Source organism: Actinosynnema sp. (genome assembly GCF_052038725.1).
Genome location: NZ_JBQGCX010000961.1, coordinates 1 through 18,196 on the forward strand (window position 1 = coordinate 1; position 18,196 = coordinate 18,196).

24 protein-coding genes are annotated in these 18,196 nt (G+C 74.6%); 7 read left to right on the forward strand and 17 right to left on the reverse strand.

Annotated features, from left to right (window positions below; translation table 11 throughout):
• Positions 1-294 precede the first annotated feature (294 nt).
• The 3 genes from ACTUAL_RS20355 to ACTUAL_RS20365 are packed head-to-tail and all read left to right on the forward strand — an operon-like array spanning position 295 to position 2,147.
• Positions 295-636, forward strand: a complete 342-nt coding sequence (locus tag ACTUAL_RS20355; RefSeq protein ID WP_232519702.1) for a hypothetical protein — start codon at positions 295-297, stop codon at positions 634-636.
• A 22-nt stretch (positions 637-658) separates the two neighbouring features.
• Positions 659-1,132 carry a thioredoxin-dependent thiol peroxidase gene (gene bcp / locus ACTUAL_RS20360; RefSeq protein WP_096491738.1) on the forward strand — a complete coding sequence of 158 codons (474 nt, stop codon included), beginning with the start codon at positions 659-661 and terminating at the stop codon, positions 1,130-1,132.
• A 55-nt stretch (positions 1,133-1,187) separates the two neighbouring features.
• Positions 1,188-2,147 (forward strand): hypothetical protein, encoded by a 960-nt coding sequence (locus ACTUAL_RS20365; protein WP_440901372.1) that lies wholly within the window; start codon positions 1,188-1,190, stop codon positions 2,145-2,147.
• Here ACTUAL_RS20365 and rdgB read toward each other — a convergent pair.
• On the reverse strand, positions 2,132-2,728 hold the full coding sequence (rdgB, locus tag ACTUAL_RS20370) for an RdgB/HAM1 family non-canonical purine NTP pyrophosphatase (protein ID WP_096491736.1): 597 nt from the start codon (positions 2,726-2,728) through the stop codon (positions 2,132-2,134). The two genes, ACTUAL_RS20365 and rdgB, sit on opposite strands and share 16 nt — an antisense overlap.
• On the reverse strand, positions 2,725-3,489 hold the full coding sequence (gene rph, locus ACTUAL_RS20375; protein WP_096491735.1) for a ribonuclease PH: 765 nt from the start codon (positions 3,487-3,489) through the stop codon (positions 2,725-2,727). Before rph ends, rdgB begins: the two co-directional genes overlap by 4 nt.
• 53 nt (positions 3,490-3,542) lie before the next feature.
• On the opposite strand from rph, the gene ACTUAL_RS20380 reads away from it, so the two are divergent.
• Positions 3,543-4,079, forward strand: coding sequence for a DUF2231 domain-containing protein (locus ACTUAL_RS20380; protein ID WP_012783637.1), 537 nt, complete (start codon positions 3,543-3,545; stop codon positions 4,077-4,079).
• A 12-nt stretch (positions 4,080-4,091) separates the two neighbouring features.
• Here ACTUAL_RS20380 and ACTUAL_RS20385 read toward each other — a convergent pair whose 3' ends face one another.
• From ACTUAL_RS20385 to ACTUAL_RS20405, 5 genes are all read right to left on the reverse strand, one after another.
• A complete protein-coding gene (locus ACTUAL_RS20385; RefSeq protein WP_096491734.1) occupies positions 4,092-4,499 on the reverse strand; it encodes an OsmC family protein in 408 nt (135 codons plus the stop codon).
• Positions 4,500-4,603: 104 nt separating this feature from the next.
• Entirely contained in the window at positions 4,604-5,107 is a 504-nt protein-coding gene (locus ACTUAL_RS20390) for a hemerythrin domain-containing protein (RefSeq protein ID WP_198320432.1), read from the reverse strand.
• The gene (locus tag ACTUAL_RS20395; protein WP_440901373.1) at positions 5,097-5,909 is read right to left on the reverse strand and encodes an MBL fold metallo-hydrolase; all 813 of its coding nucleotides are present in this window, start codon (positions 5,907-5,909) and stop codon (positions 5,097-5,099) included. The genes ACTUAL_RS20390 and ACTUAL_RS20395 overlap by 11 nt, the downstream gene beginning before the upstream one ends.
• 17 nt (positions 5,910-5,926) lie before the next feature.
• Positions 5,927-6,721 carry a glutamate racemase gene (gene murI / locus ACTUAL_RS20400; protein WP_096491731.1) on the reverse strand — a complete coding sequence of 265 codons (795 nt, stop codon included), beginning with the start codon at positions 6,719-6,721 and terminating at the stop codon, positions 5,927-5,929.
• Positions 6,718-7,353 carry a rhomboid family intramembrane serine protease gene (locus ACTUAL_RS20405; RefSeq protein WP_096491730.1) on the reverse strand — a complete coding sequence of 212 codons (636 nt, stop codon included), beginning with the start codon at positions 7,351-7,353 and terminating at the stop codon, positions 6,718-6,720. Before ACTUAL_RS20405 ends, murI begins: the two co-directional genes overlap by 4 nt.
• A 475-nt stretch (positions 7,354-7,828) precedes the next feature.
• Here ACTUAL_RS20405 and ACTUAL_RS20410 point away from each other — a divergent pair, with 475 nt between their 5' ends.
• Entirely contained in the window at positions 7,829-8,665 is an 837-nt protein-coding gene (locus ACTUAL_RS20410) for an SMP-30/gluconolactonase/LRE family protein (protein ID WP_096491729.1), read from the forward strand.
• 39 nt (positions 8,666-8,704) lie between these two features.
• Here ACTUAL_RS20410 and ACTUAL_RS20415 read toward each other — a convergent pair whose 3' ends face one another.
• The 8 genes from ACTUAL_RS20415 to clpS form a co-directional block, all read right to left on the reverse strand.
• On the reverse strand, positions 8,705-9,475 hold the full coding sequence (locus ACTUAL_RS20415; RefSeq protein WP_096491728.1) for an MBL fold metallo-hydrolase: 771 nt from the start codon (positions 9,473-9,475) through the stop codon (positions 8,705-8,707).
• Positions 9,476-10,093: 618 nt separating this feature from the next.
• Entirely contained in the window at positions 10,094-11,044 is a 951-nt protein-coding gene (locus tag ACTUAL_RS20420; protein WP_096491727.1) for a PLP-dependent cysteine synthase family protein, read from the reverse strand.
• Between the two features lie 7 nt (positions 11,045-11,051).
• Entirely contained in the window at positions 11,052-11,324 is a 273-nt protein-coding gene (locus ACTUAL_RS20425) for a MoaD/ThiS family protein (RefSeq protein WP_096491726.1), read from the reverse strand.
• A gap of 62 nt (positions 11,325-11,386) precedes the next feature.
• Positions 11,387-11,842 (reverse strand): Mov34/MPN/PAD-1 family protein, encoded by a 456-nt coding sequence (locus ACTUAL_RS20430; protein ID WP_012783627.1) that lies wholly within the window; start codon positions 11,840-11,842, stop codon positions 11,387-11,389.
• Between the two features lie 9 nt (positions 11,843-11,851).
• Positions 11,852-12,421, reverse strand: coding sequence for a DUF2231 domain-containing protein (locus ACTUAL_RS20435; RefSeq protein ID WP_440901374.1), 570 nt, complete (start codon positions 12,419-12,421; stop codon positions 11,852-11,854).
• 316 nt (positions 12,422-12,737) lie between these two features.
• Positions 12,738-13,352 (reverse strand): peptidase S58, DmpA, encoded by a 615-nt coding sequence (locus ACTUAL_RS20440; protein ID WP_096491724.1) that lies wholly within the window; start codon positions 13,350-13,352, stop codon positions 12,738-12,740.
• A complete protein-coding gene (locus ACTUAL_RS20445) occupies positions 13,349-13,906 on the reverse strand; it encodes a DUF2017 domain-containing protein (protein WP_012783624.1) in 558 nt (185 codons plus the stop codon). Before ACTUAL_RS20445 ends, ACTUAL_RS20440 begins: the two co-directional genes overlap by 4 nt.
• Entirely contained in the window at positions 13,903-14,202 is a 300-nt protein-coding gene (clpS, locus tag ACTUAL_RS20450; RefSeq protein WP_096491723.1) for an ATP-dependent Clp protease adapter ClpS, read from the reverse strand. The genes ACTUAL_RS20445 and clpS overlap by 4 nt, the downstream gene beginning before the upstream one ends.
• Before the next feature lie 88 nt (positions 14,203-14,290).
• Here clpS and ACTUAL_RS20455 point away from each other — a divergent pair, with 88 nt between their 5' ends.
• Entirely contained in the window at positions 14,291-15,568 is a 1,278-nt protein-coding gene (locus ACTUAL_RS20455) for a nicotinate phosphoribosyltransferase (protein WP_440901375.1), read from the forward strand.
• 10 nt (positions 15,569-15,578) lie between these two features.
• Positions 15,579-16,148, forward strand: a complete 570-nt coding sequence (locus ACTUAL_RS20460) for an isochorismatase family protein (RefSeq protein WP_096491721.1) — start codon at positions 15,579-15,581, stop codon at positions 16,146-16,148.
• A 128-nt stretch (positions 16,149-16,276) separates the two neighbouring features.
• On the opposite strand, the gene ACTUAL_RS20465 is transcribed toward ACTUAL_RS20460, so the two are convergent.
• Entirely contained in the window at positions 16,277-16,933 is a 657-nt protein-coding gene (locus ACTUAL_RS20465; RefSeq protein ID WP_096491720.1) for a hypothetical protein, read from the reverse strand.
• A gap of 125 nt (positions 16,934-17,058) precedes the next feature.
• The coding region (gene wecB / locus ACTUAL_RS20470) for a non-hydrolyzing UDP-N-acetylglucosamine 2-epimerase (RefSeq protein ID WP_440901376.1) at positions 17,059-18,196 on the reverse strand (1,138 nt) is incomplete at its 5' end.

The window sequence follows — 18,196 nt, forward strand, 5'->3', positions numbered from 1 at the left end:
TGCACCAGGTCCGAATCAAGCGCCCTTTCAGCTCCCCCGCACCCCGTCCGGCCCGTCATGGTGGTGGCAGTCGCAGCAAGCCCACCGCCGGGGCGGGAAGGGGAGTTCGTGAAGTTCGCCGGACTGGCCGCCTGCGCGTGCCTGGCTCTGGCTCTCGTCGGGTGCGGTACCGAACCCGAGGTCAGCAGCGCGCCACAGGCACCCGCGCAAGCAGCGGCCACCGAAAGCCAGGGCGCCGCGGCGGAATCGCCGTTCGGCACCGAGCGGGTGTGGTCCAACGGCCTGTCCATCACAGTGTCGGAACCCAAGTCGCTCAGGCCGAGCGAGACCTCCTACCCGCCGTCCGCGCGGACGGCGGTGTTCACGCTGACCGTGTCGAACGGCAGCACGTCGAGCTACCGCACCAACCAGCTGGCGGTCCGCGCGCAGCAGGGCGGTGAGCCGATAGCCGAGGTCATGGACTCCGTGCAGGGGCTCAACGGCATGGCCTCGGCCATGGCCGAGGTGCCGCCGGGCAGCGAGGCGGTCGTCACGCTGGCCTACGCGGTGCCGTCCCAGCCGGTGCGCGTCCGGCTGGTCGTCGAGCCGAACGGCGCGGACCAGGAGCCCGTGGCGACGTTCGGGGGCAAGGCCTGAGGGGCTCGATAAGCTCACCCCCATGACGGACAACCGCCTGGCGCCGGGCGACGAGGCCCCCGCGTTCACCCTGCCGGACAGCTCCGGGAAGCCCGTGTCGCTGTCGGACTACCTCGGCAGGAGCGTGGTGGTGTACTTCTACCCCGCCGCGGGCACGCCGGGGTGCACGAAGCAGGCCTGCGACTTCCGCGACAGCACCGGCGCTCTCGCGGAGTCCGGGTACGAGGTCGTCGGCGTGTCGCCGGACAAGCCGGAGAAGCTGGCGAGGTTCGCCGAGGCCGAGGGCCTGACCTTCCCGCTGCTGTCGGACGAGGACAAGACCGTCCTGGCGGCGTGGGGGGCGTTCGGCGAGAAGAAGAACTACGGGCGCGTGGTGCAGGGCGTGATCCGCTCGACGTTCCTGGTCGGGCCGGACGGGAGGATCGTGAAGGCGATGTACAACGTCCGGGCGACCGGGCACGTCGCCAAGCTGCTGCGCGAGCTGCCCGCCTCCTGAGGCGGGCACGGGATTCGAGGGGACTGCCAGGGTGTCGCGGCCTTCGCCGGAAGAGTTGCTGGAGCTGTCGGAGGAGGCCGCCGCCGAGGTGGTCGAGGGGGTCGCGCGCCTCGGGGCCGCCGGGGACCTGCCGTGGTTGGCCGCGTGCGCGCGGGACGGCAGGCGGGCGGTGCAGGAGGCGCTCGTCGACGGGTGGCGGCGGCACGAGCCCCGCGGCTACGCCGAGGCGGTGCTGGCCGGCGCGCCGCTGGTCGACGGCGCGATCACGGTCGGCGACCCGGCGCAGGTCCCCCACCTCGGCGCGCTGCGCCACCTCACCGCGGTGAGCGTGGTGATCGGGGCCGGGGTCCAGCCGCTGTCGGTGCTGGCCGACGTGCCGCACCTGACGTGGGTCACGCTCAAGGTCGACGGCGAGGTGTCGCTGGCTCCGCTGGCGGATCACCCCCGGCTGGAGGCCGTGGAGCTGGAGGGGGCGGACGGGTACGCCGACCTCGACCGGCTCGGCGAGCTGCCGGGGCTCGCCTACCTGCACCTGGGGCTCGCGCCGGGCCGCGCGTGGAAGTCGCTGGACTTCCTGGCGCACTGCCCGAACGTCGAGTCGCTGCGCCTGTCGGGCCTGGACGACGCCACCGACCGCTCCGCGCTCGGCAGGCTGGAGAACCTGGTGCACGTCGGGTTCTTCGCGCACCCCATCGGCGGGTTCGCGGGCTGGCCGACCAGCGAGAGCGCGGCGTCGCTCCACTTCGCGCTGTCCGGCGAGCTGGACCTGACCGGCATCGCCGACTTCGCGCCCAACGCCGGCCGGATCGGCCTCCACGACACCCGCGTCGCCGACCTCGAACCGCTGCTCGACCTGGAGTGGCTGGCCGAGCTGGCGATCTACGACGAGACCGACCCGCTCGACCTCACCCCGCTCACCGGGGCGTCACTGCGGCTGACCCTGTTCCGGTCCGCCGGGCACGCGGGCGTCGACGGACTGGGACCGGGCGTGGAGCTGCACTACCTGGACGACTGACCCCGCAGGTGCGGCAGGAGCAGCCGCAGCGCCTTGCCCCGGTGGGACAGGGCGTCCTTCTCCTCCGCCGACAGCTCGGCCGACGTGACCTCGAGGCCGTCCGGCCGGAAGATCGGGTCGTAGCCGAAGCCGTTGGCGCCGCGCGCCTCGCGGAGGATCGTGCCGCGCCACTCGCCGCGCACCACCACCTCCGAGCCGTCCGCCGCGACGTAGGCGACCGCGCTGACGAACGCCGCCCCGCGCCGCTCGTCCGGCACGTCGCGCAGCTGGCCGAGGACCAGCTCCAGGTTCGCCGCGTCGTCGCCGTGCGCGCCGGCCCAGCGGGCCGACAGCACGCCGGGCATCCCGTTGAGGGCGTCCACCGCGATGCCCGAGTCGTCGGCGACGGCGGGCAGCCCGGTGGCGGCGTGCGCGTCGCGGGCCTTGGCCAGCGCGTTGCCCTCGAACGTGGGGGCGGTCTCCGGGGCCTCGGGGAACTCCGGCACGTCGTCCAGGCCGAGCACCTCGATGCCCTCGGCGGCGACGATCCTCTTCAGCTCCCGCAGCTTCTTGGCGTTGCGGGAGGCGAGCAGCAGCTTCACTTCTTCCTCGGCTTCGGCTCGGGGAGCACGCCGGGGTACGGCTGCGCCAGGGCCTCGGTCTGCAGCCGGTTCAGCTCGGCGCAGCCCTTCAGGGCCAGGTCCAGCATCTTGTCCAGGGTGCTGCGGGCGAACGTGGCGCCCTCGCCGGTGCCCTGCACCTCGACCAGGGTGCCCGCGTCGGTCGCGACGACGTTCATGTCGACCTCGGCCCGCGAGTCCTCCTCGTAGGGCAGGTCGAGCCGCACGCGGCCGTCGACCACGCCGACCGACACGGCGGAGATCGCGCACGAGAGCGGCTGCGGGTCGGCGAGCCTGCCCGCCGCGCCCAGCCACGTCACGGCGTCGGCCAGCGCCACGTAGGCGCCGGTGATGGCGGCGGTGCGGGTGCCGCCGTCGGCCTGGATGACGTCGCAGTCGATCACGATGGTGTTCTCGCCCAGCGCGGCCAGGTCGATGCAGGCGCGCAAAGACCGCCCGATCAGGCGACTGATCTCGTGGGTGCGACCACCGACCCGGCCCTTGATGGACTCGCGGTCACCCCGCGTGTGAGTGGCGGACGGCAGCATCGCGTACTCGGCGGTCACCCAGCCGAGGCCCGAGCCGGAGCGCCACCTGGGCACGCCCTCGGTGACGCTCGCGGCGCACAGCACGCGGGTGCCGCCGAACTCGATCAGCACCGATCCCGCAGGCCACTGCTGGAAGCCGCGTGTGATCCTGATGTCACGCAGCACGTCATCGTTCCTGCCATCGGTCCTCAGCACAGCCCTACCCTAGGCCGCTGAGGCCGGGAGCAGCCCACCGGCACAGGAGAGTCATGGAACCCACAGGCGAGTTGTTCACCGTGTTCGGGCTCCCGGCCCACCCGCTGGTGGTGCACGCGGTGGTCGTCCTGCTCCCGCTGGCCGCGGTGGCCGCGATCGCCGCCGCGCTGGTGCCGCGCTGGCGGCAGCGCTACAGCGCGCCGCTGCTCGGCGTGACCCTGCTGGGGGTGCTGGCGGTGCCGGTGGCGGCGAAGACCGGCGAGCAGCTGGAGCACCGGATCTCGCAGCGGTTCGAGAACCCGCTGATCACCGAGCACGCCGACATGGGCGACACGCTGCTGCCGTTCGCGCTGGGCTTCGGGGTGGCGGTGGTGCTGCTGCTGGTGGCGGGCAGGCTCGCCGACCGGGAGCGCGCCGCCTCGGCGGAGCAGGCCGGGCGCGACGCGGGAGCGGGCGTGCCGAAGACCTGGCGGCGGGTGTCGGTGGTGGTGGCGGTGCTGGTGATCGCGACCGGCGCGGCGGCGACCGCGCAGGTGGTGCGGATCGGCCACAGCGGCTCCACGGCCGTGTACGACGGCGTGGGGAACTAGCGGCGCGGGGGATCAGGCCTCCGGCAGGGTCAGCGGCGCGGGGACCGGGAGCTTGAGCGTCCTGGTGACCGTGCACAGCCCCTCGACGGCCCGCCGGACGGCGGCGGCCAGCGCCTCGCGCCGCGCCTCGTCCAGCGCGGACAGGTCGTAGTCCAGCGCGACCGGCACCTCGGCCAGCTCGTGCCCGCCCTCGGACCTGACCTCCTCGGCGCGCGCCGACAGGTCCCCGACCCGGCGCACCACCAGGCTCTCGGCGGTCACCGCCGCGCACCCGGCCGCGGCGGCCAGCAGCAGCTCGACGGGGCTGAACACCCCGTCCTGCCCGGCCCGCCCCAACCGCACGGCCGCGCCGCGCTCGTTGCGCGCCTCGAAGACGTGCTCCCCGACCCTGGTCACCTCGACACCGGACACGGCGGGCACGCTAGCGCGCCCCGGCCGCGCGCGGAACACCCCGGCCCGACCGCGCGGGAGCGGGACACCGGTCCGGCTGGCTGCCGGGCCGCCCGGTCCCGCGCCCGTCCGACCTAGTCGATCCGCTCCTCGGTGGCCTCGGCGACGCGGCGCACGTTCTCCAGGTCGCCGCACCCGCTGTCCAGCTTCTCCTGCCGCACCCGCAGGAACAGCCGCCCCAGCTCCTCGCGCCGGTCGTCGGCCACCCGCGACCGGGTGTCGTTGAGGATCGTCCGCTCCTCCTCGTCGACGTGGTGCGTCATCGCCTCGACGAGCTCCTCCAGCTTGTCCTCCCACGCCTGCGACGAGGTGTCCTCGACCTCCAGCAGCGCGAGCAGCGCCTGGTGCCCCTCGGCGTGCTCCTCGGCGCCGTGGTCGACCTCCTCGTTGTCGATCCGCTTGTACCGCTTGAGCGCCGGGTAGACCTCCGCCTCCTCGGCCTCGGCGTGCGCGACGAGCAGCGCGGACAGCTCGCCCTGCAGGGCTGCGCGGTCGTTGGTGCGGTCGCGGAGCGCGCGGAACAGCTCCTCGAACCTGCGGTGGTCGGCCAGGATCAGCTCTACGACGTCAGTTGCCACGGCCACCTACTACCCGCGCCGCCGGTCCGGCAACCTCGTGGACCCCGCCCGCGCGGGCGAGCGTCACCGGACCGGAGTACTCGGCGCGCGCCTCGGCCAGCACCTCGGCCGGGTCGGTCCACGTGGCGAGGTGGGTGAGGACCAGCTCGCCGACCCCGGCCTCGTGCGCGAGCCGACCCGCCTGGGCCCCGGACAGGTGCTCGCCGAGCGGCCGGTCGGGGTGGTCGGTCCAGGTGGCCTCGGCGAGCAGCAGGTCGACGCCGGACGCCAGGTCGGCGAGCGCGGCGCACGGCCCGCTGTCCCCCGTGTAGGCGATCGCCGCGCCGTCGGCCTCCAGCCGGAAGCCGTGCGCCTCGCAGGAGTGCTCGACCGGCCGGGAGCGCACCCGGAACGGCCCCACCTCGAAGGACCCGGCGTCCAGGACGTGGAAGTCGAACACGTCGGACAGGTCCGTGGTCGCCAGCTCCTCGGCGCTCTCCGCGTACGCGCGGGCGAGCCGGTCGGCGACCTCGCTCGGCCCGTGCACCGCGAGCTTGCGCTGGTAGGCGTCGTACGGCGGGTGGATGTGGTAGCGCCGCATGACGGCCAGGGTGGTGAAGTCGGCGCAGTGGTCGGGGTGCAGGTGCGAGAGCAGGAGCGCTCCCAGGTCGAACGGGTCGCACCCGCGGGCCTGCATCGCGGCGAGCACCCCGCTGCCCAGGTCGAGGGCGACGGCGCACCCCCCGGACTCGACCAGGTAGCCGGAGGACGGGGACTCGGGGCCGGGGAGGCTGCCGGAGCAGCCGAGCACGGTCAGCAGCACGCCTGGAGCCTGGCAGGTCAGCCGTACGCGTGGAAGGAGGCGTGCGCCAACTGCGGCAGGAACCTGCGGGCGAGCCGTTCGAAGGTCTCGACCGAGCCGGTGGAGGTGAACCGCTGGTCGGGCTCGCCCTCGCGGAACTGGTCGCGCTCGGTCAGCACCCGCACCACGTCCTTGACCGTCTCCTCCGCGCTGGAGACCAGGGTGACGCCGTCGCCCATGACGAGCTGGACGACGCCGGTGAGCAGCGGGTAGTGCGTGCAGCCGAGGACGAGCGTGTCGACGTCGGCGCGCTGCAGCGGCTCCAGGTAGGCCTGGGCAATGCCGAGGACCTGGCGGCCGGAGGTGGTGCCGCGCTCCACGAAGTCCACGAACCGGGGGCAGGCGACGGCGGTGACCCGGACGTCGCGCGCGGCGGCGAAGGTGTCCTGGTAGGCGCCGGAGGTGATGGTGCTCTGGGTGCCGATGACGCCGACCCGGCCGCTGCGGGTGGTGGCGACGGCGCGGCGCACGGCGGGCAGCACGACCTCGACCACGGGCACGTCGTAGCGCTCGCGGGCGTCGCGCAGGCACGCGGCGGACGCGGTGTTGCACGCGATCACGAGCATCTTGACGCCGTCCGCGACGAGCTTGTCGGCGAGGTCGAGGGCGTGCTTGCGCACCTGGGCGATCGGCAGCGGGCCGTAGGGGCCGTTGGCGGTGTCGCCCACGTAGCGGATGCGTTCGGCGGGGAGCTGGTCCATGATCGCTCGCGCGACGGTCAGCCCGCCCACACCGGAGTCGAAGATCCCGATCGGCGCGTCGGCGGAAGTCACGCCCCGAGATTAGCTCTCCTGCTCTCCCCCTTGGCGTCCTGCGCCACGCCCCAGGCCGCCAGAACACCACCGACCGCCCCGAACAGGTGACCTTCCCAGGAGATCCCCGGCTGACCGGGGAGCACGCCCCACAGCACCGCGCCGTAGACCGCGAACACCGCGATCGCGACCACGATCTGCCACGGGCTGCGCACGAAGATCCCGCGCACCAGCAGGAACGTCAGGTAGCCGAAGATCAGGCCGGACGCGCCCAGGTGCACGCCGACCGAGCCGAACACCCACACCCCCAGGCCGCTGGCGAGCCAGATGACGGCGGTGACCTGGAGGAACTGCTTGATCCCGCCCGAGGACGCCAGGAAGGCGAGCACGAGCAGCGGCACCGAGTTGGCGATCAGGTGGTCCCAGCCCGCGTGCAGCACCGGGGCCCAGAGCAGGTTGTCCCACTCGGACCACACGCGCGGCCGGACGCCGTTGGCGTCGAGCGCGCCCAGGAAGACCGCGTCGATCCCCTCGACGACGTAGAGGGCGCCGGTGAACAGCAGCACGACCAGCGCCGACAGCAGCGGCTTCGGCGGGATGACGCGGTGGGAGAGCGGGCGGGGAGCGCGGGAGGACGGGGCAGCGGGGTCCACGACTTCGAGGCTACCTGCGGGTTCGGGCGCACCGGCCGGTTTTGGCGACCTCCGGTCCCCGGCAGGGGGCGGCAGCGGCGGGCAGGTGCAGCGAGCAGCAGCGGCAGGCGCGGCAGGCAGCAGCGGTGGGCAGGCGCACGGGCAGCAGGCGCGGTGAGCCCGACCGCCCGGTCCGCTCGGCAGGCCGCCCCGGCCGCCTGCCCCGACCGGCTCGGCAGGCCCGCCCCACCCGACTCGACCGCTCCCCGCATCCGCCCGTCCCCACTCGCCCCCCGCCCGTCCCCACTCGCCCGGCCCCACTCTCCCGCGCCCGCCCGTCCCCACCCGCCCGCGCCCGCCCGGCCCCGCTCGCCCGCGCCGACCCGTCCCCGCCCGTCCGCCCCGGTCACCGCACGGGTGCGGTCACCGGTCGCGGTGCGCGCGTCCCGCTCGGGCGCAGGGGTGCGGCCGGACGCCTTGCCCTTAGGGTGGCCCGGTGCTGACCGATGTCGCCGTGCGCTCCGGGGCCACCTGGGGCGCCAGCCCCACCTGGGACCCCGTTAGTTCGACGCTCGTCTGGGTGGACGTCCCGGCCTGCGGGGTTCACCGCCACTCCCCCGCCAGCGGGGACGACGCGGTGCTGGTGATACCGCAGCCGGTGGGGGCCGCCAAGCCGCGCACGCGCGGCGGTCTGGTGCTGAACCTGCGCGACGGCGTGGCGCTGATCGACCCGAACGAGACCAAGACGTGGCTGGTGTACTGGGCGCGCGACGGGGTGTCCGCCGGTGGGGCCGAGGTGGACCCGACGGGGCGGATCTGGGCCGGGACGACCCGGTACGGCGGCGAGGCCGCCGACGGCTGGTTGGCGCGGGTGGACGCGAACGGCGACGCGGCCGTGGTGCGCAAGGACCTCGGGCCCGGCGGCGGGCTCGCGTGGAGCCCGGACGGGCAGCTGCTCTACCACTGCGCCGACGGCCGGATCGACGTGATGGCCTTCGACCGCGCCACGGGCGGGGTCAGCGGGCTGCGCACCCTCGTGGAGGTGGAGCGCGGGCTGCCGGACGGGGTGTGCGTGGACGCGGACGGCTGCCTGTGGGTGGCGCTGCGGGAGGGCGGCGCGGTGCGGCGCTACACGCCGGACGGGGTGCTGGACCGGGAGCTGGAGCTGCCGGTCGAGCGGCCGACCGGGTGCTGCTTCGGCGGACCGGACCTGACGGACCTGTACGTGACCTCGGCGCGGGAGGGCGCCCACGGCGGCGGTGAGCTGGCCGGGTCGGTGCTGGTGGTGCCGGACGCCGGGACCGGGCTGATGTCGCGGGCGTTCGCGGGCTGAGGCGCGGGGTCGCGCGCGCCCCCGCCCCCGGAGCGGGCGCTAGACCTCGTGCACCGCGTCCGGCCGGGCCAGCTCGACGGGGCCCGCGAACTCGGCCACCGCGTCGGCCAGCACGCCCTGGTCGTCCGACCACGGCAGCACGTGGGTGAGCAGCAGCCTGCCCACCCCGGCCTCGGCGGCCACCGAGGCGGCCTCCTTGCCGCTCATGTGCAGGTGGTCGGCGCGCCCCGCCTGCTCGCGCCACGCCGCGTCGGCCAGCAGCAGGTCCGCGCCCCTGGCCAGCTCGACCAGCTCCCCGCACTGCACGGTGTCGCCGCTGAACACCAGCGACCGGCCGCCGTGGGTGAGCCGGAACGCGTACGCCTCGCAGATGTGCCGCATCCTGGCCACCTCGACCTCCAGCGGGCCGATCCGGTACCGGCCTGCCGCCAGCGGGGTGAAGTCGAACAGCTCGTCCAGGCGCAGCCGCCCCAGCTCGGCCCGGCTCGCGGCGTGCGCGGCGGCCAGGCGCTCCGGGGCGTGGCCGGGGGCCAGCACGGGTAACCGGCGCGACGCGGGGTCGTACGGCGGCTCGGGGTGGTGGCGGCGGTAGGTGGCCAGCGCGCTGAAGTCCGCGCAGTGGTCCAGGTGCAGGTGCGAGAGCAGCACGGCGTCCAGGTCGAACGGGTCGCAGCGCCGCAGCAGCCCGCTGAACACGCCGCTCCCCAGGTCCAGGACCACCCGCGCGCCACCGGCCTCGACCAGGTAGCCGGACGTCGGCGTGCCGGGGCCGGGGACGCTCCCCGCACAACCCAGCACGGTCAGCCGCATGGCGGCACGATAGCACCGGCAAAGGGGCCGGAATTGCTTTTCCACACTTCTCGGGCGAGCCCTCCGGGTGAATCCGTTGAATTGCGGTCACGGTTTTCACGAAACTGGCCCGCACTTCTCATGACATCCCCTCCAGGAGTTCTGCCACCCCGCCGAGCGCCCTCGTCGGTGTGACCGTCGTCGTGGGCCCGCGCGCCGTTAGCCCCCGCCCGCAGCGACCCCCGCAGCGGCGCCGCGCCCTCCGGGTGGCGCCCGGTCGCGCGGGCGGGCGCGCGCGGGTGTGGCGGCGTGCGCGGGTTGCGGTTCACGGTCCCCCCGTCCGGGCTCGGCGACGCCGGTGCTCCACCCAGCGGTACGCCCCTGGGGCCGGGGCCGTCCAGTCACATCGCCCGTTCGCCTGCGGCAGGCACCCGCTGTGCGGAACGGCCGTGCACGCTGCGGAACGGCGCGCGCGGAACGGATGACGTGGACTGGAGGGGGTGGCGCCCGCGACGCGGCTCCGGGAAGGGGCGCCGGGAAGGGCCCACCGGAAACGGGCGGGGAGTGCGGGGCAGCCGGGAAGGGGCGGACCGGGGAAAGCCGGGGCCGCCCGCGCGCGGGGCGCGGGCGGCCGGGGGCTCAGGCCCAGAGGTGCCCGTCGAGGCGTTCGGCGGCCTCGTCCAGGGTGCCCGCGTAGGCGCCGGTCGACAGGTACTTCCACCCGGCGTCGGCGACCACGAACGCGATGTCCGCGCGCTCGCCGCGCTTGACCGCCTTCTCGGCGGCGGCGAGGGCGGCGTGCAGGATCGCGCCGGTGGAGATGCCCGCGAAGACGCCCTCCACCTCCAGCAGCTGCCGGGTGCGGCGCAGCGCGTCGTAGGAGCCGACCGAGTAGCGCCCGGTCAGCACCTCGGCGTCGTACAGCTCGGGCACGAACCCCTCGTCGAGGTTGCGCAGCCCGTAGACCAGCTCGCCGTAGCGCGGCTCGGCGGCGATGACCTGCGCGTCGGGCTTGTGCTCGCGCAGGTAGCGGCCGACGCCGACGAGCGTGCCCGTGGTGCCCAGGCCCGCCACGAAGTGGGTGAGCGTGGGCAGGTCGGCCAGCAGCTCCGGACCGGTGCCCCGGTAGTGGGCGTCGGCGTTGGCCGGGTTGCCGTACTGGTAGAGCATGACCCAGTCCGGGTGGTCCTTGGCCAGCTCCTTCGCGCGGGCGACGGCCTGGTTCGAGCCGCCCGCGGCCGGGGAGAACACGATCCGCGCGCCGTACGCCTGGAGCAGCTGCTTGCGCTCGGTCGAGGTGTTCTCCGGCATCACGCACACCAGCCCGTAGCCCTTGAGCTTGGCTGCGGCGGCGAGCGCGATGCCGGTGTTGCCGGAGGTCGGCTCCAGGATGGTGCAGCCGGGGGTGAGGACCCCGTCCCGCTCGGCCTGCTCGATCATGGCCAGCGCGGGCCGGTCCTTGATCGAACCGGTCGGGTTGCGGTCCTCCAGCTTGGCCCACAGCCGGACCTCCGGCGAGGGCGACAGCCGGGGCAGCCCCACCAGGGGCGTGCCGCCGACCGCGTCCAGCAGCGACTCGTAGCGCGCCACGGCCGGATCAGCCGCCCGCGACGGCCGGGAGGATCGTGACGTTGTCGCCGTCCTTGACCTCGGCGCCCAGGCCACCGGAGAAGCGGACGTCCTCGTCGTTGACGTAGACGTTGACGAACCGGTGCAGCGCGCCCTCCTTCACCAGGCGGGCCTTGATGCCGCCGTGGTTGCCCTCCAGGTCGTCGATGACCTCGGCGAGCGTGGCGCCCTTCGCCTCGACGGACTTCTGCCCGCCGGTGTGCGTGCGCAGGATGGTGGGGATGGAGACGGTGACGGCCATGCTTGCTTTCCTCCGTGGGACGACGCGAACCGGGCGGTGTGGTGCGGCTGCGGGGACCGGGGTCAGGTCCGGTCGGGCGCGACGTCCGCGCCGGTGGTCTGGGGCGCGTAGGAGTCGACGACCTCCACGGGCTCCTCGGTGATCACGCCGTCGACGATCCGGTACGAGCGCAGCTCGTGGCGCTCCGGGTCGCGGGTGGACACCAGCACGTAGTGGGCGTCGGGCTCGTGGGCGTAGGAGACGTCGGTCCGCGACGGGTACGCCTCGGTGGCGGTGTGCGAGTGGTAGATGACCACCGGCACCTCGTCCGCGCGCTCCATCTCCCGGTGCACGCGCAGCTGCTCGGCCGCGTCGAACCGGTAGAACGTCGGGGAGCGCTCGGCGTTCTCCATCGGGACGAACCGCTCGGGGCGGTCGGAGCCCTCGGGGCCCGCGAGCATCCCGCACGCCTCGTCCGGGTGGTCGCGACGGGCGTGCGCGACCACCTCGTCGACCAGGTCACGGCGAATCACCAGCACGCGTCCATCCTACGGGGCGGCGGTGGACGTCCCGACCTGTGAGAACTCCCAGCCCCCGGCCTCGCGCCCGACGCCCGCTCCCTGCGCGTAGGTGAGGTGGCCGCCCAAGTAGCCGCCGACGCCGATCAGGGTCAGGCCGAGCAGCGAGACCCCTCGGGCGACCACGCCGAACCCGTGGCCGCGCAGCCGGAACGAGGTGAGGTAGCAGAGCGTGGCGCCCCCGTTGAAGGCCAGGTGCGCGACGGCGGCGCGGCGCTGGTCCTTCTCCAGGGAGGTGAACTCGGCCAATCCGCGGGCCACCGCGACCGGGGTGGACGCCAGGCCGATGCCGATCAGCGCGCGGGAGGCCTTGGACTCCCCCGGCGCGACGTCGAGCACCGCGGAGGCGGCGTACATGCCGATGGGCAGCATGACCGCGATGGGGTGCAGCGGGTGGCCGAGGAACTTGCCGCGCAGCACGGTGGTGACGCGGTGGTCGCGCAGCTGCGGCGGGATGAACTCGGCGATGGCGGCGGCGGCGCGGTCGAGCGCCTCGCTGCGCTCGACGCGGCGGGTGAACTTGCGCAGTAGCGGCAACATGCGGAGGGGGTACCCGGCTGCGGCGGGCTCGTACTCGCGGGCACCCGAAGCGGGGGATGACGACCGCGGGCGGTGGGGCCGGGTGGTGTGGGCGGGCGGCGGCTGCGGGATCGCGCGGTGGGGGCGGATCGGGCGGCGGCGGCCGGGCGCGGCGGCGGCCGGGCGTCGGAGGTCAGGCCGCGGGAGTCCGACAGGCAGGGCCGGAAAGCCGGGGCCGGGCAACCGGGGTCAGGCAACCGGGGTCGGGCAGTGGCGGTCGAGCGGCGGGAGTCGGGCAGCCGAGGTCGGGCAGGGGCTGCGGATCAGGCGGCGCCGGTCAGGTCGCCGCGGCGCGCAGCCTGGCGGTGGCGTCGGCGCACAGCGCGTCGAGCGGGGTCCCGGTGTCCTCGCCGGTGGCGACCGCGATCACCGCGGAGGGCAGTTCCAGCCCGGCGCGCACCAGCCCGTCGCGGGCGGACGCGGCAACCCGGCCGCACCGGGCCTCGTCCAGCGCCGCGCGCACCAGCAGCAGCCCGGCGACTCGGCGGTCGGGCGACCCCGCCGCGCCGGTCAGCACCACGGCGTCCCCGGTCCACGGCTCGGCCGCCTCGCACGCCGCACGTCCCGCAGCCGGGTCGCCAGGGGCGGAACCGACCGCGAGCGTCGGCACGATCGGCACGACCTCGTGCGCGCCCGCGCCGACCCGGAACCCCCGGCCGCGCTCGGCCAGCCACGGCAGCACACCGTCCTCGGCGCCGAGCCCGTCACGGGACAGCACCACCGCGTGCACCCGCTCGACCAGCGTTCCCGGTGCCAGCAGGTCCAGCTCGCGGGTCCCGGTGGGCGCGCCGCGCACGTCCACCCCGGCCACCAGCCCGCCGTCGGGAGCCAGCAGCACCACCGCGCCACCGGAGCGGCCCAGCAGCACCCCGCCCGGCACGGGCCCGGTCACCCCATGACCGCCTCGACCAGCGTCTCCTGCACCCAGGTCAACCAGTGGTAGACCCCGAGGTGCGGGGAGCGCGGGTCATCCTCGGGCAGCTCGTCCGGCATGTCCTCCTGCACGTCCAGCGCCGTGCCCAGCGCCAGCCGCACGTCGTTGAGCGCCGACAGCCACGCCTCCGCCTCGGCGGGCCCGAGCCGCACGTCGCCGCCCTCCGGCGGGCACGTGTCCAGCACGACGGCGGCCACCCCGGTCTTGGCGTCCAGGAGCGCGGGCTCGTGCAGCGAGCGCAGCGCCGCCGCCGAGTCCTCGTCGCCCGCCTCGTGCTCGTCCAGGTCCAGCCGGTGGAAGTCCGGCAGGAGCCTGCCCAGGATCAGGTCGTCGGGCGGCGTCGACGGCCCGGTGCGGATGCCGGTCAGCTCGGACAGCTCGTCCTGCGGGGCCTCCTCGGCGCGCGCCAGCAGCATGTCCTGGATCTGGCTCACCAGGCCGCGCACGACCGCGGCCTCCTGGCGGTCCAGGTGGCACACCACCTGCTCGCCGGAGCGGTGCCAGCGGTTCACGACGACCGCTGCATGGTCGCCCACAGACCGGCGGCGTGCAGTTTCGCCACGTCGGCCTCCATCTTGTCCTTGGTGCCGGAGGACACGACCGCCCGGCCCTTGTGGTGCACGTCCATCATCAGCCTGGTCGCGTGGTCCTTGCTGTAGCCGAAGACCTTCTGGAACACGTACGTCACGTAGGACATCAGGTTCACCGGGTCGTTCCAGACGAGCGTCATCCAGGGGCTGTCCGCCGACGCCCCCTCCTCCGCGACCTGGTCTGCCTGCGTCCGCTCCTGCTCGACGGGCGTGGTCATACCGCCAATGGTGTCATGTTCGCGAGGGTGGTGGAGCCCATAGGTCCGGGTGGTGCGCGTTCGCCGAGGCCGCGCCTACGCTCTGGACATGTCGTCCACGGCGCTGTTCACCGACCACTACGAGCTGACGATGCTGGCAGCGGCGCTGCGCGACGGCACCGCCGACCGGCCGTGCGTCTTCGAGGTCTTCGCCCGCAGGCTCCCCGAGGGCCGCCGCTACGGCGTGGTCGCGGGCACCGGCAGGCTGCTGGACGCCATCACGTCCTTCCGATTCGGCCCGGCCGAGCTGGAGCTGCTGGAGCGCACCGGCGTGGTGGACGACGCGACGCTGGCGTGGCTGGACGACTACGAGTTCACCGGCGACGTCGACGGCTACCCCGAGGGCGAGCTGTACTTCCCCGGCTCCCCGGTGCTGACCGTGACCGCGCCGTTCGGCGTGGGCGTGGTGCTGGAGACGCTGGCCCTGTCGATCCTGAACCACGACAGCGCGGTCGCCTCGGCCGCCGCGCGCATGGTGGGCGCCGCCAACGGCCGCCGCATGATCGAGATGGGCTCGCGCCGCACGCACGAGGAGGCGGCGGTCGCGTCCGCGCGGGCCGCGTACCTGGCGGGCTTCACCGCGACGTCCAACCTGGAGGCGGGGCGCCGGTACGGCATCCCCACCACCGGCACCTGCGCGCACGCGTTCACGCAGCTGCACGACGACGAGGAAGCCGCGTTCCGCAGCCAGGTCGACGCGCTGGGCGCGGGCACCACGCTGCTGGTCGACACCTACGACATCACCAACGGCATCGAGACCGCCGTGCGCGTCGCGGGCCCGGAGCGGGGCGCGGTGCGCATCGACTCCGGCGACCTGGGCGTGCTGGCCAGGCAGGCGCGCGACCAGCTCGACGGGCTGGGCGCGAGGTCGACCCGGATCGTGGTGTCCGGCGACCTGGACGAGTACTCGATCGCGGCGCTGCGGGCCGAGCCGGTGGACGCGTACGGCGTGGGCACCTCGCTGGTGACCGGCTCGGGCGCGCCGACGGCGGGCATGGTCTACAAGCTGGTCGAGGTGGACGGTCGCCCGGTCGCCAAGCGCAGCTCCCACAAGGAGTCGCGCGGCGGGCGCAAGGGCGCGCTGCGCAGGCACAAGGAGACCGGGACGGCGCTGGAGGAGGTCGTCCACGGCCCCGGCGTCCAGCCCGAGGCTCAGGAGCACGACCGGCCGCTGCAGGTCGCGCTGGCGCGCGGCGGCGAGCTGGTGGAGGGCGTCAACTCCCTGGAGCGCAGCCGGGAGCGACTGCGCGCGGCGCTGGTGAGCGTGCCGTGGGAGGGGCTGAAGCTGTCGAAGGGCGACCCGGCGATCCCGACGACTTTCCTGTGAGGTGGGCGCTGTGGGCAGGGCACTGATCGTGGTGGACGTGCAGAACGACTTCTGCGAGGGGGGATCGCTCGCGGTGGCGGGCGGCGCGGCGGTGGCCTCGGCCATCAGCGCGCACGTGCGGGCCGGCGGGTACGACCACGTCGTGGCGACGCGGGACTACCACGTCGACCCCGGCGGGCACTTCAGCGAGTCGCCGGACTTCGTGGACTCGTGGCCGGTGCACTGCGTGGCCGGGACGGCGGGGGCCTCGTTCCACCCGGAGCTGGACGTGACCGGGGTGGAGGCGGTGTTCTCCAAGGGCGCGTACGAGGCGGCGTACTCGGGGTTCGAGGGCGCGGCCGGTGACGGGGCGTCCCTGGTGGACTGGTTGCGCGAGCGCGGCGTGGAGCGGGTGGACGTGGTGGGGATCGCCACGGACCACTGCGTGCGGGCGACGGCGCTGGACGCGGCGGCGGCCGGGTTCGCCACGCGGGTGCTGCTCGGGCTGACCGCCGGGGTGGCGCGGCCGACGGTGGACTCGGCGCTGGAGCAGCTGCGGGCCGCGGGCGTCGAGCTGGACGGGGAGCCCGCGGTCGGCTGACCGCGCGGCTGCCCCGAGGGCTCGGGGCAGTGGAGCTCGGGGCAGCGGGATTCGGGGCAGCTGGATTCGGAACGGCCGGAGGCCGGGTGCTCGGCGAGCACCCGGCCTCCGGCGTCGTCCGGGAGCCGTCAGGGGGTGGGCGAGCAGGCCGTGGAGCCCACGACGACCTCGCCGGTGACGCCCGACGCGGGCTGGAACTGCACGCGCATCAGGTTCATGGTGATGCTGCCGTCCGGCGGGGTGGTGACCTCGCCGAAGATCACCTTCGCGAGCAGGTTCCCGTTCTTCTTGATGTCGTAGGTGTAGTTGGCGGTCAGCTGGCTCGGCAGGCCGGTGAAGCCGGACAGGCCGCTGATGCCCCACTGGGCGCTGGTGCCCTCCTGGGTGGCGCTGCAGGAGAGCTGCCAGGAGGCGATCTTGAGGCGGGGGCCGCCCGCGTCCATCAGCGCGGACAGCTCGAACTGCGAGCCCAGCGCCTCGGACTTGGTGGTGGTGATGTAGTTCTCCGGGTCGACCACCGTGGTGGTGCAGGTGGTGGAGCCGGGGCCGAAGCGGACGCCGGTCCGGACCGTGAGCAGCGAGGCGTTGACCTTCACGCCCTCCACGGAGCAGGGCGCGAGCACCCCGGTGGTGACGGTCTGCCCGTTCACCACGTAGTCGGCGACGCCGACCGCCGCGACCCCCGCCGGGACCTCGCCCGCGAGCGCGGGGGCCGCGGTGGACACCAGCCCCGCGGCCAGTGCCGCGATGACAGCTCCGACTCGGCGCGCCCAGGTGTGGTTCATGTCGAAAGCCCTTCTGCTGTATTCCGCCCCTCGAGGCCGATATCGAACCAGGCCGCCGTTTTCGTATCACCGGCAGACCCGTTCTCACTCGACCGGGAAGTTTTTCTCCACCGCCGGGTGAGGGATTACGGAACGCGCATGGCAGGAACGGTCGGAGCGCCGGAAAGCACGGGAACCGGGGCAATTCCCAGTAGCCTTTCCAGTGCTTTTCGAACCCTGATGGCGGCAAATCCGTCACCGAACGGGTTGCGGCTGTGCGGCAGGCGCAGCCGCGCGCCCAGCGCCCAGCCCGCCTCGGCGAGGATGCGCGTCGGGTCGGTGCCGACCAGCCACGCGCACCCGGCGTCCACCGCCGCCATCCGCTCGGTGCTCTCCCGCAGCACCAGCACCGGCACCCCGAACGAGGGCGCCTCCTCCTGGATGCCGCCGGAGTCCGTGAGCACCAGCGCCGACCTGCGCAGCGCCCGCACCAGGTCCGGGTAGTCCAGCGGCTCGGTCACCACGATCCTCGGGTGCCCGCCGAGCGCGGCGACGACCTGCGCGCGCACCGCCGGGTTCGGGTGCGCGGGCAGCAGCACCCGCACGTCCGGGTGCCGGTCGGCGATGCCGCGCACCGCGCCCAGCACCCGGTCGAGCGGCTCGCCCCAGGACTCGCGGCGGTGCACGGTGACCAGCACCAGGCGCTGCCCGTGCTCGTCGAGCACCCGCTCCAGCACCGCGAGGTCCGGGTCGCGCGCGGGCAGGTCGGCGGCGGCGACCCGCTGCACCGCGTCCACCACCGTGTTGCCGGTGACCACGACGTTCCCGTCGGGCAGCGACTCGCCGAGCAGCGCGCAGGCCGCGTCGTCGGTGGGGGCCAGGTGCAGCGCGGCGATGCGGGCGATCATCTGCCGGGTCCCCTCCTCGGGGAACGGGCTGGCCAGCTCGCCGGTGCGCAGCCCCGCCTCCAGGTGGGCGACGGGAACCCCGCGCCAGAACGCGGCCAGCGCGCCCGCGAGCGCGGTGGTCGTGTCGCCCTGGACCAGCACGGCCGCGGGCGCGCGCCGCCGCAGCACCCGGTCGACCTGCGGCACCAGCAGCGACAGCAGCTCCGCCTGGGTCCCGGTGGCGCGCGGCACGTCCAGCACCACGTCAGGGACCAGCCCGAACGCGGCCAGCGCCTGCTCGACCACGCCCGCGTGCTGCCCGCCGTGCACGATGACCGGCCTGATCCCGCGGGGGCCTGCCAGCTCCAGCGCGACCGGGGCGACCTTCACCGCCTCC

Excerpts from the sequence above, each read along its gene's own strand:
- ACTUAL_RS20425 (WP_096491726.1), bottom strand. The coding sequence starts at position 11,324 with ATGGCCGTCACCGTCTCCATCCCCACCATCCTGCGCACGCACACCGGC.
- bcp (WP_096491738.1), top strand. The coding sequence starts at position 659 with ATGACGGACAACCGCCTGGCGCCGGGCGACGAGGCCCCCGCGTTCACC.
- ACTUAL_RS20435 (WP_440901374.1), bottom strand. The coding sequence starts at position 12,421 with ATGTTGCCGCTACTGCGCAAGTTCACCCGCCGCGTCGAGCGCAGCGAG.
- ACTUAL_RS20465 (WP_096491720.1), bottom strand. The coding sequence starts at position 16,933 with ATGAACCACACCTGGGCGCGCCGAGTCGGAGCTGTCATCGCGGCACTG.
- ACTUAL_RS20380 (WP_012783637.1), top strand. The coding sequence starts at position 3,543 with ATGGAACCCACAGGCGAGTTGTTCACCGTGTTCGGGCTCCCGGCCCAC.
- clpS (WP_096491723.1), bottom strand. The coding sequence starts at position 14,202 with ATGACCACGCCCGTCGAGCAGGAGCGGACGCAGGCAGACCAGGTCGCG.
- ACTUAL_RS20455 (WP_440901375.1), top strand. The coding sequence starts at position 14,291 with ATGTCGTCCACGGCGCTGTTCACCGACCACTACGAGCTGACGATGCTG.
- ACTUAL_RS20415 (WP_096491728.1), bottom strand. The coding sequence starts at position 9,475 with ATGCGGCTGACCGTGCTGGGTTGTGCGGGGAGCGTCCCCGGCCCCGGC.